The sequence below is a fragment of the Bacillus andreraoultii genome (genome assembly GCF_001244735.1).
Taxonomy (GTDB): Bacteria; Bacillota; Bacilli; order Bacillales; family Caldibacillaceae; genus Caldifermentibacillus; species Caldifermentibacillus andreraoultii.
This window is the reverse complement of the sequence record NZ_LN868935.1, coordinates 571827-586765: the sequence shown is the minus strand read 5'-3', so window position 1 is coordinate 586765 and position 14939 is coordinate 571827. Positions and strand designations below refer to the sequence as shown.

Annotated in this window: 10 protein-coding genes and 2 riboswitches; of the genes, 8 read left to right on the top strand and 2 right to left on the bottom strand. The window is 35.3% G+C overall.

The window, feature by feature from the left end:
* Positions 1-54: 54 nt before the first annotated feature.
* Positions 55-1086 (top strand): S66 family peptidase, encoded by a 1032-nt coding sequence (locus BN2144_RS03085; protein ID WP_033826869.1) that lies wholly within the window; start codon positions 55-57, stop codon positions 1084-1086.
* 299 nt (positions 1087-1385) lie between these two features.
* Here the strand turns inward: BN2144_RS03085 and BN2144_RS03080 are convergent, their stop codons facing one another.
* The gene (locus BN2144_RS03080; RefSeq protein WP_033826868.1) at positions 1386-2675 is read right to left on the bottom strand and encodes an MFS transporter; all 1290 of its coding nucleotides are present in this window, start codon (positions 2673-2675) and stop codon (positions 1386-1388) included.
* Positions 2676-2948: 273 nt separating this feature from the next.
* Between BN2144_RS03080 and BN2144_RS03075 the strand changes: the two genes are divergently transcribed.
* Both BN2144_RS03075 and guaA read left to right on the top strand, forming a co-directional pair.
* The gene (locus BN2144_RS03075) at positions 2949-4223 is read left to right on the top strand and encodes a helix-turn-helix domain-containing protein (protein WP_082195131.1); all 1275 of its coding nucleotides are present in this window, start codon (positions 2949-2951) and stop codon (positions 4221-4223) included.
* Between the two features lie 276 nt (positions 4224-4499).
* Positions 4500-4602, top strand: a riboswitch (purine riboswitch).
* A 263-nt stretch (positions 4603-4865) separates the two neighbouring features.
* Positions 4866-6386: a glutamine-hydrolyzing GMP synthase gene (guaA, locus tag BN2144_RS03070; RefSeq protein WP_033826901.1), complete on the top strand. Its 1521-nt coding sequence runs from the start codon at positions 4866-4868 to the stop codon at positions 6384-6386.
* 495 nt (positions 6387-6881) lie between these two features.
* Here guaA and BN2144_RS03065 read toward each other — a convergent pair whose 3' ends face one another.
* A complete protein-coding gene (locus BN2144_RS03065) occupies positions 6882-7397 on the bottom strand; it encodes a VanZ family protein (RefSeq protein ID WP_033826866.1) in 516 nt (171 codons plus the stop codon).
* 396 nt (positions 7398-7793) lie between these two features.
* Positions 7794-7895: riboswitch (purine riboswitch) on the top strand.
* Between the two features lie 180 nt (positions 7896-8075).
* Between BN2144_RS03065 and BN2144_RS03060 the strand changes: the two genes are divergently transcribed.
* The 5 genes from BN2144_RS03060 to ptsP all read left to right on the top strand — a co-directional run bounded on the left by BN2144_RS03060 (position 8076) and on the right by ptsP (position 14869).
* The gene (locus tag BN2144_RS03060; RefSeq protein WP_033826865.1) at positions 8076-9380 is read left to right on the top strand and encodes an NCS2 family permease; all 1305 of its coding nucleotides are present in this window, start codon (positions 8076-8078) and stop codon (positions 9378-9380) included.
* 286 nt (positions 9381-9666) lie between these two features.
* Positions 9667-10515, top strand: a complete 849-nt coding sequence (gene glcT / locus BN2144_RS03055; protein WP_033826864.1) for a glucose PTS transporter transcription antiterminator GlcT — start codon at positions 9667-9669, stop codon at positions 10513-10515.
* 148 nt (positions 10516-10663) lie between these two features.
* Positions 10664-12730 (top strand): glucose-specific PTS transporter subunit IIBC, encoded by a 2067-nt coding sequence (gene ptsG, locus BN2144_RS03050; protein ID WP_033826863.1) that lies wholly within the window; start codon positions 10664-10666, stop codon positions 12728-12730.
* 160 nt (positions 12731-12890) lie between these two features.
* Positions 12891-13157 (top strand): phosphocarrier protein HPr, encoded by a 267-nt coding sequence (locus BN2144_RS03045; RefSeq protein ID WP_033826862.1) that lies wholly within the window; start codon positions 12891-12893, stop codon positions 13155-13157.
* Positions 13157-14869: a phosphoenolpyruvate--protein phosphotransferase gene (gene ptsP, locus BN2144_RS03040; protein ID WP_033826861.1), complete on the top strand. Its 1713-nt coding sequence runs from the start codon at positions 13157-13159 to the stop codon at positions 14867-14869. Before BN2144_RS03045 ends, ptsP begins: the two co-directional genes overlap by 1 nt.
* Positions 14870-14939: the final 70 nt, after the last annotated feature.

The window sequence follows — 14939 nt, the reverse complement described above, 5'->3', positions numbered from 1 at the left end:
AATAGTGGAAATATATTACAGCACACTATCTTGAAAATGACAGGAGTGAGGGAAATGTTAGTAAAACCAAACAAATTGCAGCCTGGCGATAAAGTGGCGACGGTCAGTCCTTCGTGGGGTGGAGCGGGGGATCCGGATATCCGTTGGCGATATGAACAAGGGGTTGAACGGTTAGAAAAAGTATTTGGCTTAGAAGTTGTCCCGATGCCGAATAGTTTAAAAGGGACGGATTTTCTGTATGATCACCCAGAAGCACGTGCGGCTGACTTGATGACAGCTTTTTCTGATCCTGATATCAAAGCAATCCTAGCCAATATTGGCGGGGAAGATAGTATTCGACTTCTTCCGTATATTGATTTCGATGTCATTCGAAATAACCCGAAAATATTTATAGGCTATTCTGATACAACAATCCCTCATTTATTTTGTCTAAAAGCAGGAGTTTCATCATTTTACGGTCCTTCCATCTTAGTTGATTTTGCGGAAAATATTGAAATGCATCCATACACGATTGATAAAATTAGAAGAACACTTTTTTCTAAAGAAATCATTGGGAAAATTGAGCCAGCAACTGAGTGGACGAGTGAGCACGTACTCTGGATAGAAGAAAACAGAAACAGGAAACGAGTCATGCAGCCGAATACCGGTTATGAAGTATTGCAAGGTTCTGGGATTGTGGAGGGTCATTTAATTGGTGGTTGTATTGAGGTTTTAGAATTTGCTAAAGGAACAGAACTATGGCCGAAAGAAACGTATTGGAAAAATAGTATTCTGTTTTTTGAAACATCCGAGGAAAAGACAGATCCAATGTATATTCGTTATTGGTTGCGTAACTATGCTGCCCAAGGAATATTACAAAAGGCAAGCGGAATTATTTTTGCCAAACCATACGATGAGAAATTTTATGAAGAGTATAAACTTGAGATTTTAACAGTTATGAAAGAATATGGGCTAACAGATTTACCAATTTTATATAATTTAAATTTTGGTCACACAGAACCGAAGTTTATTTTACCCTATGGTGCATTGGCTGAAATTAATTGTGAAGATGGTACGTTTTCAATCATAGATAATGGCGTTGTATAAAAATGGGTGCCGGTGATTCTTAGACCCGACACCTTTATTTAAAAAAAGTCGCTCAAACGAAGGCTCTAACTTATCAACGGATTCACGACTAAAGTCGGGTGTCTTCATGCGTAAATGGTGGAGAATTGAAAGAAACTCGTCATTATATAAAAACTAAAACATATTTGGCACCCGTATTCTTTCATGTCAAAAACTCACGACTAGAAGTCACGAGGGTTCTCGACATATTTCTAAAATACAATTGAAATGGAATTATCGAATCGGAAACTTTAGGAACGTATCCATAACTCCTTTCCTATCTATCCATTTATCTGTGGTGAAACCAAATTTTGTTCGGGATAAGCTTTTGATATAACTGATGGACGTAACATGATAAGAATAAACCCGATAATAAATCCTGCTGAGATAAACAATACCCATTCAGCCGGTATCCAATCATATAGGAACCCGTAAATAACTGTTCCTAGCGGCATAAGCACTTGTGCCATTGTTTCAAGAAGCGAAAAGATGCGACCTTTAAAGTCATCATCAATATTTTTTTGCAACATAACCATAGTTGGTGTATTAACGATTGTTAGAAGGCTCCCAATCGCTAACATTAAAACGAGATAGTACACAAACATTGCCCAATAAGTCATTGGAATTAGAATCGGTACGGCAATTCCACCGATAATAAAGGCGATACCGATAATTCCGTATTTCGTTGTTATAAGTGGTTTTTGAATTTCTTTACGAACCGTCAAATAAAAGGAAAGGAGCAACATACCGACAGCATAGGCCGCTTCCAAAATTCCAAAATGTTGTGACTGAATTCTCAATTTCTCAATTAGTACAAAGGAGAGCCCAACTTGAAATGATCCAAAGAAGAAATTTGTGAATAAAGCTATACTCATAATCGTTATAATAATCGGTTTTGCTTTTAAATAAATAAATCCTTCTTTCATACTGATCCATAACTTATCTTTCTTTTGGTCAGTACCTCGTTCATGGCTACGTTTTGCAAATAATCGAAAATCCATTGTTGAATCAAGAAGTAATGCAATGATCGACGCGAATAAATAAATTGCAAGAAAAGTAGGAATAGATACCATTCCATAAAGTACACCACCTAAAGCAGGAGCCACAATTGATGCTAGTGAAATGGACATTTGGTTCAGGGACATCGCCTTTTGAATCCGTTCTTCATCAATCAAGCCTGATATTGAGGATGTAAATGTGATACCTGAAAAAGTAGAGGCTAAAGCTAATAGGCATGTTGTTACATAAATGGCAATTAAAGATACACCAATAGTTAAACTAATCGTTAATAAACCTAAAATCGCAATAGCAGACGCCGTTTGAGCGCTAATAACTGTTCTTTTCCGGGGATAATTATCTGCTATGTAGCCGGCAATTGGCGCGGCAATCGTCCGTGGCAAAATTGAGCAAATAAGATTTAGCGCAAAGTTTGTAGCCGAACCTGTTAATTGTAAAATGTAAAAGCTAATTGTAAACGAATAAACATTGGCTCCGAATGTAGAGATTAACTTACTTGTGACAAATGTCCAAAGATGATACGTACCCCTTTTTAATTTTTGTGAATCAGTCATGAAAATTCCTTCTCCCAATTAAGTTTAATTTTATTAAACAAATCATAGCATATAATTTTCAGATAATCTAGATAAAAGTTTAACTTAATTAAACAACTACATCGATTATTTTTCGACAAAAGCCGACAATATCTCATATGACTAAACAGGTGAAGTGTGATATGTGTAAAATTTTTCTCGGGAGGAATTCAAACAAAGGTCTTGAAAAAAGAGAGAAGGTACTTTACCTTGGTGTTTTACCTTAAGCGAAAAGTTTCATATAATTAAAACAAGATGAAAGATATGGAGGTGTTTCCCATCTCTACTTTAGGTGAACAAATCAGAAGTTTAAGAAAGGAAAGAGGCATGACATTAGAGGCTCTCGCCGGTAATGAATTAACAAAAGGAATGCTTAGTCTCATTGAAAATAATAAAGCAAATCCGTCTATAGACAGCTTGAACTATATAGCACAACAACTACAAGTGGAAGTTAGTATGCTGTTGCAAGATGAAAATGTTCAAGAACTTCGAGCGTTACTAGAACAAGTTGAAAAAATTTATATGCTGGATGTGGATGTGGGTAATGAAAAACAAAAAAACAACAAGTACCGACAATTGAAACATTTAATTGATCCTGTCATCAATCGGTTAGGTGAGGGGTATGAATCTAGTCGTTTGTTGGAAATATATGGTTATTCAATTTATCATCTTTCAAGAAATGACAATTGGAAAAGTTATTTAGAACGCGCCGCACAAATGTATGAGAAAATGAATTTAGTTGATCGAAAGGCAAGTATCTCTATTTTTCTAACGAATACGATGGTTAAAAGACATGAATATAAAATGGCATTAGAATTTCTTTTGTCAGAACGTAAATATTTAGAAAAATTGTATCCATTTTTAAGTCCGCTGACACAACTTGATTTTGATTACCATGAAGCAGTGTTATATTTTGCGATTGGAGATTCTGATGCGGCTAATCAAATTATTGAACGTGCGATTCATTTTTCAAAGAAACATCAAGTTTTTTATCATATAGACGATTTGTATCGAATTTCAGTTGCGTATGGATTGCTTTTTCAAGATGAAGAGAAACTTAACATTTATTTAAAAAAGTTAATGGAGTACGCTGCATTTGTTGATGATTCGCTTTATAAAATTTTTATCGATTATGTTGAGGCAGAGGCTTATCTCTTTAATAAACAAGATTACGGAAGGGCAATCCAAATAGTAGAGCAACATCTATCCATCCCCGAAGACTTAGGGACTCTATACCCGTATTTCATCATTACAAAAGGTAAAGCACTGTATGGGCTAGGTCGTTATGAAGAAGCCATTAAATGGTTGAGTGACGTAAAGATTCCGGACTATAGTCCACATCCTTTTGATTTAACTACCTTTTATATAGCGGATTCTTATTTGGCGCGATGTTATGACAAGCTTGGCCAAGTAGATAAAGCAGTGAAATTTGCGACAAGAGCAAAAGAAAGAATCACACCATTTCCGGAAACATTTTATAAGAAATTTATCATAGAAACGTATAACGAAATTGTTCAAGCGATTGTTTGATTCAAATGATAACGAAATTTTATAGAGAGATTTGGATAATAAGGCTTTCTCGTAAGGATATCACTTATTGAGGAAAGCCTTACTTTTTAGCTAATAGATAGTATAAATATTCTATACGTTTAACGTGCTTTTATGAACAATTTTTATATAGAGATAACAATGTTCTCGATAATTGGCAAGAGATAGAACATCTATGGAAAAGTTAATTACATATTCAGCTGGTAAAATACAAGCTTGACCTTCATATACATTTCATTTTAAAATGGTATTGATTTTAATTATTGATAGATATTCCTTCATATATCCTCGGATAATACGGTTCGAGAGTCTCTACCAAACTACCGATAATAGTTTGACTATGAAGGCAGCTTTTCTAATATAATTTTGAATCTTATATACGATGATTCAGAACGAATAACTAGAAGCTGCCTTTTTTAGGTGGTTTTTAGTTTTTTTATTTATCGGGGGAGAGCAGACTATAATAGAGGTGGCCGAAAAGATACCATGTGCTAAAGAACCATAAAGAGGGTGATTTGCAAATTTTTCAATCATATGTGACGATGGAAATAGTAAGAGGCGACAGTTGTAAATTTTTAATCTAAAGAGGTGGACAGATTGACAAAAGCAGCAAAAGGACAAGAAATGGTGATTGTTTTAGATTTCGGAAGTCAGTACAATCAGTTAATTACAAGACGAATTCGTGAATTGGGTGTTTACAGTGAACTTCATCCACATACAATTACCGCCGATGAGATTAAAGAAATGAATGTAAAAGGAATCATTTTCTCTGGTGGACCAAATAGCGTATATGACGAAAAAGCCTTTTTATGTGATGAAGAAATTTTCGAACTTGGTCTACCTGTGTTAGGAATTTGTTACGGTATGCAATTAATGGCAAAACAATTTGGTGGAAAAGTAGAGCGAGCTTCTGAACGTGAATACGGTAAGGCCGAGATTCAAATTAGCCACAATAATCGACTGTTTACAGATCTTCCAGAGACCCAAGTAGTTTGGATGAGCCATGGAGATCTTGTGAAAGAAGTGCCACAAGGATTCACAGTTGATGCGGAAAGTCCTTCCTGCCCAATTGCAGCGATGAGTAATAATGAGAAAAAGTTTTATGGTGTCCAATTCCATCCTGAAGTTCGCCATTCTGTTTACGGAAATGAACTCTTAAAAAACTTTGTCTTCAACATTTGTGGTTGTGAAGAAAATTGGTCGATGGATCACTTTATTGAAATGGAAATTGAAAAGATACGTAACATCGTAGGCGATAAAAAAGTCCTTTGTGCGCTAAGTGGTGGTGTGGATTCTTCTGTAGTAGCTGTTTTAATCCATAAAGCAATTGGTGATCAATTAACATGTATTTTTGTCGATCATGGTCTACTACGTAAAGGTGAAGCGGAAAGTGTAATGGAAACGTTCGGTGAAAAATTCCATATGAATGTTATTAAAGTGGATGCACAAAAACGCTTCTTAAATAAATTACAAGGTGTATCAGATCCTGAACAGAAACGGAAAATCATCGGAAACGAATTTATTTATGTTTTTGATGATGAAGCACATAAGCTTGAAGGGATTGACTTTTTAGCGCAAGGGACACTATATACAGATATTATCGAAAGTGGTACTATGACGGCGCAAACAATTAAGTCACATCATAACGTTGGTGGTTTGCCAGAAGAAATGTCCTTCACGCTAATTGAGCCGTTGAACACATTGTTTAAAGATGAAGTTCGTGCACTTGGAACTGCTCTTGGTATTCCTGATGAAATTGTTTGGCGACAACCATTCCCTGGACCTGGACTTGGTATTCGGGTTTTAGGTGAGGTAACGGAGGATAAGTTAGAAATCGTTCGTGAATCAGATTGGATTTTACGTGATGAAATTAAAAAAGCCGGATTGGAACGAGATATTTGGCAATACTTTACGGTGCTTCCGAATATTCGTAGTGTCGGTGTTATGGGGGATGCCCGAACGTATGACTACACAATCGGCATTCGTGCAGTTACTTCCATTGATGGAATGACATCGGACTGGGCTCGGATTCCATGGGAAGTACTGGAAAAGATTTCTACCCGTATTGTGAATGAAGTTCCACACGTAAACCGGGTCGTGTATGATATTACAAGTAAGCCACCTGCAACGATTGAGTGGGAGTAAGAGGCTAGCTTGATTTGAAGCAAGAACGCTGATTTAACAGCATTTGCCCTAAGCTAAAACGAACAAATTGATTAAAAATATAGTTCCCTATCAAAAACCCTACCAAGAAAAAATTTTGGTAGGGAATTTTAGTTTTTTATTGAAATTTGGTAAGGAATATTTTTTGTATTTGGATTATCTTGTGGAGTTAAGACTAATTTGAAAGTGGTATTGCAATTTCAATTAAGAATCCTTTTATTGCACAAACGCACTTTATTGGGCAGAGGTAGGTTAGTGAAAGAAGCAATTATTAATAGATGAAAGATAGAGTAGATAATTTAGGAAGAGCTTGAACTTTATTAGTATACATAAAGAAGGGGGGAGATTATGATGGAAATAAAGATACTAAGTTTATAAAACGAATCTTTATGTATAGTAGATCAGCTATTTCTAAATGATCTTATTGGCATAGGTGATAAATCTTTAAATTGGAGTGACTATCTTTGATGGTTTCTTCTAATTAACAACAATTAGTAGTCCTAATAATCCTAATGTGAAAACCGTACCAATTAAAGCTATAATGTTTAAGACTTTATTTACTTTTATTGTTTCTGTAAATAATTTATAGAGTATCAAGTAAATCCCGATCCCAACAATTCCACCTAAGGTATTGCCTATGAAATCTGTAATGTCGGTTGCACCAATTGCAAAGATGAATTGAAGTACTTCAAATATCACACTCACACTTGCTATTGGGGCAACTTTTTTTATGAACGTCCAATTTGGTTTCAACATACTCAAATAAATCCCAAAAGGAATAAAAATAATGATATTTAGAATAACCTCTTCAAAATCAAATTGATTATTAATGACTGCCGAATCAGCAAAAGGGATGAAATTAATATTTCTTATATGCGGCAATTCATTAAAAGATAAAGTCATTTTTAATAAGATAATCCAAATCAATAAAAGTAGATAGATAACAAGTAAACCAATCGTTATTCCTCTTTGGCGCTTTTTGATTTGTTCCACTATAACCTTCTCCATTCCATGACTATAAGCGATCTCGCCCAATGATTTCTCTAATGAATATTACTTGCACAATCTTTCATATGGTTTTTACTTGAAATACAACTCTCTCCTCATTATGTCATAGTCATTTACAATTTACCATTAATCTAAATAATAGACTTACATCTCCATTTTCACACTCATCTTATTAAAAATAACCATAAAAAAGCAGCAGCGTTATATCTGTTACAAGATAGGGAAGAAAGGAAAGGATAAATGATTTCTATTTTTTAACAAAATTAGTAGATAAAGGAAATTGAAGTGGGATAAATTGAAAATACGAACGATATGAAAAAAATATAAAAAATTATTCGTTTTTTCGTTGACGTGATAACCGAATCTTGTTAAACTTAAACTGTAAAAAATATAATATTTACTCGTATAATCTCGGGAATATGGCCTGAGAGTTTCTACCGAGCTACCTTAAATAGCTTGACTACGGGGTATGGTGTCATGCTGGGGAAAGACGAATAAATGTTAATGGAGACAAGTTTCTTCCTACCCGGATTCATGAAACCTACCTTTCGTCAAGCTCCGAACGTATATCGGAGCTGTTCTTTTTTGTAGATTAATGGGTAAATAGAGTGAAAAGATACGAACATTTAACATTAAAAACAGCGAAGGAAAGGTAAGGGGAACATGAAAAACTTTTTTGAACTTGATCAATTGGGAACAAATGTTAAAACAGAATTTATTGCGGGTTTAACGACATTTTTGGCAATGGCTTATATATTATTTGTTAATCCGCATACGTTATCAGCGACAGGGATGGACCAAGGGGCAATCTTTACAGCTACCGCATTAGCAGCGGCGATTGGATCTTTAGTTATGGGTCTTGTTGCAAAATATCCAGTTGCACTTGCACCTGGAATGGGATTAAATGCATTTTTTGCGTATACAGTTGTCTTAAACTATGGCATTCCGTGGGAGACGGCATTAGCAGGTGTACTTGTTTCAGGAACAGTTCTTGTCATCTTAACATTAACAGGAATTCGTGAAATGATTATTAACGCAATTCCGGAAAGTCTTAAATATGCTGTAAGCGCAGGGATTGGCTTGTTCATTGCCTTTGTTGGATTAATTAATGCAGGATTCGTTGTAAATAATGATAATACTTTAGTTGGTATAGGTGATTTGACGACACCAACTGTATTATTAGCGATATTTGGTTTAGTTGTTTCTATTGTTTTATTAACAATTGGTGTGAAAGCAGCAATCTTTTATGGGATGATTCTTACATCTATTGTTGGGATGATTTTTGGACTCATTCCTCACCCAACAGGAATTCACGATATTATTGGGCCGGTTCCAAGTATTGAATCCACGTTTGGGCAGGCGTTATTCCATTTACAAGATATTTTTACATTAAAAATGCTTGTTGTTATTCTTACGTTTATGTTTGTTGACTTTTTTGACACAGCTGGTACATTAGTTGCAGTTGCATCCCAAGCCGGAATTATGAAGAACGGGAAACTACCACGTGCAGGTAGAGCACTTACAGCAGATTCATCAGGTTCAATCTTTGGTGCGATTTTAGGAACGTCTAGTACAACGTCTTATATTGAATCAACAGCAGGTGTTGCAGTTGGTGGAAAGTCTGGACTAACGGCAGTTGTTACGGCAATGTTTTTCTTACTTGCACTTGTGTTTTCACCGCTATTAGGAATTATTACTTCACAAGTAACGGCACCAGCGTTAATAATTGTTGGTGTATTAATGGCAGTGAACTTGAAGCATATTGAATGGGATAAGATTGAAATTGCCATTCCAGCGTTTTTCACCGTACTAATGATGCCACTTACGTATAGTATTGCTACAGGTATTGCAATTGGATTTATCTTTTATCCAATTACATTAATCGTTAAAGGTCGGGCAAAAGAGATTCATCCAATCATGTATATTTTATCAGTCATCTTTGTTTTATATTTTATTTTCTTAAGTTAACGATTGTTTTGGAAGAGATGGTCTATGGCCGTCTCTTTTAAATTCTATATTCCTATACGTTAAGCGAAAACTACGAACCTCGTCTTACCAAAATGCTCGAGTCCTAAGTGTTCTTAACTGTATTAGCAAAATAACATTTCATGTAAGAAAGTCTTTCAATATAAATCGATTCCCCATCAATAATTTAATGTGGTATTTTTTCCCACATAGTGAACTTGTTGACCAAATCCCTAACTATCCTTCATAATGATAGAGAGAGATTGAAGTATGAGAATGGGGTTACGGAATGACAACTTTTAATGTAAAGAAAATATTAAACAATAATGTTTTAATTGCTGAAAATGATGACTATAAAGAAGTTGTTTTAATTGGTAAAGGGATTGGCTTTAATAGAAAAAAAGATGACATACTTAGTGAGCAATTTGTCGAAAAGATATTCATTTTAAAAGATAGAGTGAAGCAAGAACAGTATAAAAGTTTGTTACCCCAAATGGACGATGAAACATTAGATGCGATTGTTGATGCGTTAGAATATATAAAAAAACAAACACATACAGGACTTGATGAACATATTCATGTTGCATTAACTGACCATTTAATGTTTTCTATTTATCGAACGTTAAAGGGACTTACAATAAAAAATCCTTTCTTATATGAAACAAAGACGATTTATCCAACAGAATATGAAATAGCCTCAGAAGTAGTAAATATTGTTAATAAGTCCATTAACATTCAACTACCTGAAGATGAAGTTGGATTTATCACTTTGCACATTCACAGCGCAATTAGTCATAAAGATCTTAGTAAGGTGAATCAAGATAATCAATTAATTAATAAACTTATCCATATAATTGAAGGAGCCTTTCAAACCGTCATTGACAAACAATCAATTGATTATATTCGTCTCGTTCGACATTTACGTTTTACAATAGAAAGAGCGAATGATGGTGAGGAATTGGAAGAACCATCAACGATTATTTTTGCATTGCAAAATGAATACCCTTTCTGTTATAATCTTTCTTGGAAGCTAATTAAAATTATGCAAAATTCATTGAAGAAACCAATTGGGAATGTCGAGGCTGTCTATTTAACAGTTCATTTACAGAGAATGTATGAAAAATTAAAAACTAAATAATTTTATCGTACGTGTTACTGATTCGATCAGGCATGAGTAAAAAAGTTGACATGATCACAAAATAGAGTAGTCTATTTTGTTGTCTGCATTTTTTTGCTCATGCCTTTTTTAGTATATAGAGAAATAATATCGAGGGAATGAACCTATTTTGTTTAAAAAGATATTTGGTGTCCTACAAAGGATTGGTAAAGCACTTATGCTTCCTGTTGCATTATTACCAGCAGCCGGTCTATTGTTAGGGATTGGAAATGCGATTGGTCAAGAAAATATGATTGCTGCAATTCCATTTTTAAATTTAGAATGGATTCAACTTGCTGGTAAAGTAATGGAGGATGCGGGAAGTATTATATTTTCGAATCTTGCTCTATTGTTTGCGGCGGGCGTTGCGATTGGATTAGCGGGTGACGGTACAGCCGCACTAGCTGCAATTGTAGGATACTTAGTAATGAACCAAGTAATGGGTTCCTGGTTAGCGTTAACGCCAGCCCAAGTTAGTGTAACTCCAAGCTATGCATCAGTCTTAGGAATTCCAACCTTACAAACGGGTGTGTTCGGTGGAATTATTATCGGACTTATTGCAGCATTTTGTTACAATAAATATCATGAAATTAGCATGCCATCGTTCCTAGGTTTCTTTGCAGGAAAGCGTTTTGTTCCAATTGCTACAGCAGTTTTATCATTTATTGCCGGATTAGTTTTATTAATTGTCTGGCCCCCTGTTCAAAGCGGATTAAATACAGCTTCCATGTGGTTAATTCATGAAGGTACATATTTAGCAGTATTTATGTTTGGTTTTGTAAAACGATTATTAATTCCATTCGGATTACATCACATTTATCATGCCCCTTTTTGGTATGAATTTGGCTCATATACAACAACAGCTGGCGAGATGGTTCGCGGTGACATGACAATCTTTTTTGCTCAATTAAAGGATGGAGTTAATCTTACTGCGGGTCACTTTATGGCAGGCGAGTTTCCGATTATGATGTTCGGACTACCAGCTGCCGCATTAGCGATGTATCATACAGCGAAACCGGAGAAGAAAAAGTTGGTTGCAGGACTTCTAGGGAGTGCAGCATTAACGTCTTTTTTAACTGGTATAACAGAACCACTTGAATTTACATTTTTGTTCTTATCCCCATTACTATTTGTTATTCATGCGGTTTTGGATGGTTTATCTTTTATTATAATGACATGGCTAGACATTAATATTGGGTTTACATTTTCTGGTGGAGCCATTGATTTCTTCTTGTTTGGAATATTGCCTGGCAGGGAAAGATGGTGGCTTGCAGTCATTGTTGGTCTTGTGTTCGCAGTTCTGTATTACTTTATTTTCCGTTTTTTTATTTATAAATTTGACTTGAAGACACCTGGTCGTGATGATTTAGAAGCCGAAAAAGAATGGGGAAATCATATAGTTCGTACAGCAGAACTTCCTTATCAGATTTTTGAAGTAATGGGTGGACAAGATAATATTACTCACCTCGATGCATGTATCACTCGTCTAAGAATTCAAGTAAATAATGTAAGTCTTGTTGATTTGAAACGATTGAAAAAATTGGGTGCTACGGATGTACTCGAAATTGGTAACAACATTCAAGCGGTTTTTGGACCACAGTCAGATACATTAAAAAGCCAAATGGAAGCAATCATGAGTGGGGAAAAACGACGTCCGGCAAATATTGGAAAGATGGAAGAAACGAAACCGAATAGTGAACAAGAAAATTCCGTTGATACGTTACAAAGTGACATGACGAAGAATGTGGATGAATTTGTTGCTCCATTGGCGGGAAAGCTTGTTCCAATTACTGAAGTACCAGACCCGATATTTTCCGCAAAGTTGATGGGTGACGGTTTTGCTATTGAACCAGAAGAGGGACTAATTGTTGCACCAACAGACGGAACTGTCATTAATGTCTTCCCAACGAAACATGCAATTGGTTTCTTAACAAAGGGAGGACGAGAACTCCTCATTCACGTTGGTATTGATACAGTAAATTTAAATGGTGAAGGATTCAAAGTGTACGTTCATGATGGTGAAGAAGTCCTAGCTGGACAGCCATTATTACTTGCGAACATAGACTTTATAAAAGAACGAGTACCTTCTATTGTTACGCCCATTGTGTTTACAAATTTAAAAGAAAATGAAAGTATTATTATAAGAAAGTTAGGGAAAGTGACACTGGGTGAAAAAGGAGTTATTTCGATAAAGTAATGAAATTAGTTGTAAGGTGATTTAAACTATAATCGTTTGAATAGATAACGTCGATTGTAGAACAATAATGATAGTAGTAATATAAATTTGAGTAGTTTCTATTGATAAAGAGTTTTTTGATAATAGCTTTTAGTAACTATAAAAAAGGAGTGTTTTTATTATGGTAGAAAAATCTTATAAAATTATTGAAGAAACAGGAATTCATGCTCGTCCAGCGACATTATTAGTACGTGAAGCAGGGAAATTCAACGCTAATGTTGATTTAGAATATAATGGTAAAACAGTAAACTTAAAGTCCATTATGGGAATTATGTCACTTGGATTAGGTAAAGGTGCCGAAATTAAAATCAAAGCTAACGGCGAAGATGAAAATGAAGCTTTGAATGCAATTGATGATTTAATGAAAAAAGAAGGGTTGGCTGAATAATGAGCACATGGATTAAAGGGATTGCTGCTTCAAGTGGTATTGCCATTGGAAAGGCATACCGTCTTGTTGAACCCGATTTATCTTTTAATAAAACAACTGTTGAAAATGTCGAAAACGAAATGAATCGATTTCGAGAAAGTTTAAAAGCTGCAAAAACACAGTTAGAAGCGATCCGAGATCATGCACGAGAAACGTTAGGTAAAGATAAAGCAGAAATTTTCGAAGCACATTTATTGATTTTGAATGATCCAGAAATTGTCAATCCGATTGAGGATAAAATTAAAAATGAAAAAGTGAATGCGGAAGTTGCGTTACAAGAAACAACCGATATGTTCATTCAAATTTTTGAACAAATGGATAATGAATATATGCGTGAACGTGCGGCAGATATTCGAGATGTAAGGAAACGTGTACTTGCTGGACTATTAAATGTAACGATCCCAAATCCAAGTATGATTAATGAAGAAGTTATCGTTGTTGCTGAAGATTTAACTCCTTCTGATACAGCGCAATTAAACCGTAATTTTGTAAAAGGTTTTACAACAGATATTGGTGGTCGTACTTCTCACTCTGCAATTATGGCAAGATCGTTAGAAATTCCAGCTGTTGTAGGTACGAAAACAGCAACGGCAGATATTCAAAATGGGGACTTTGTCATTTTGGACGGTCTGTCAGGTGAAGTACATATAAATCCAACTGAAGAATTAATTGCAGAATATAAGAAAAAACAAGCGGAATATGAAGAGCAATTAGCAGAATGGGCAAAACTTGTTAATGAGCCAACAATTTCGAAAGATGGCGTACAAGTTGAACTAGTTGCTAATATTGGAACACCGAATGATGTAGAAGGTGCTTTACACAACGGGGCTGAAGGTGTTGGTTTATTCCGTACTGAGTTCCTTTATATGGGACGTGAAGAACTTCCAAGTGAAGAATTTCAATATGAAGCATACAAAGCTGTTTTGGAAGGAATGAAAGGGAAACCAGTTGTCGTTCGTACATTAGATATTGGTGGGGATAAAAAACTTTCATATCTTCCATTACCAGAAGAATTAAATCCATTTTTAGGACATCGTGCCATTCGTCTATGTCTTGATCGTACGGATATTTTCCGTACACAATTACGAGCGTTATTACGTGCAAGTGTACATGGAAAATTGAAAGTCATGTTCCCAATGATTGCAACGCTAAATGAATTCCGTGCAGCGAAAGAGCTATTTTTAGAAGAAAAAGCAAAATTAGCAGAGGAAGGCGTCCAAACTTCCGACCATATTGAACTCGGAATCATGGTTGAAATTCCAGCAACGGCTGTTTTAGCTGATCAATTTGCAAAAGAAGTAGACTTTTTCAGCATTGGAACAAATGACTTGATTCAATATACGATGGCTGCAGACCGTATGAATGAACGGGTATCCTATTTATACCAACCATATAATCCATCCATTTTACGCCTTGTAAAAAATGTTATTGATGCTTCTCATAAAGAAGGAAAATGGACGGGTATGTGTGGAGAAATGGCTGGAGACGAAACAGCAATTCCATTATTGCTCGGCCTTGGTCTTGATGAGTTCTCTATGAGTGCTTCTTCAGTTCTAAAAGCTCGTTCTTTAATCCGCAAACTTTCAAAAGCGGAAATGGAAGAAATGGCAAGTAAAGCACTACAAATGAGTACCGTTGATGAAGTAATTGAATTAGTAAAAACAATTAAGTAAAACAATGAACCCTTACAGAATGTCTGTAGGGGTTTTTTATGGAGGTTTAATAGACGAGAGGAGGTTGTAA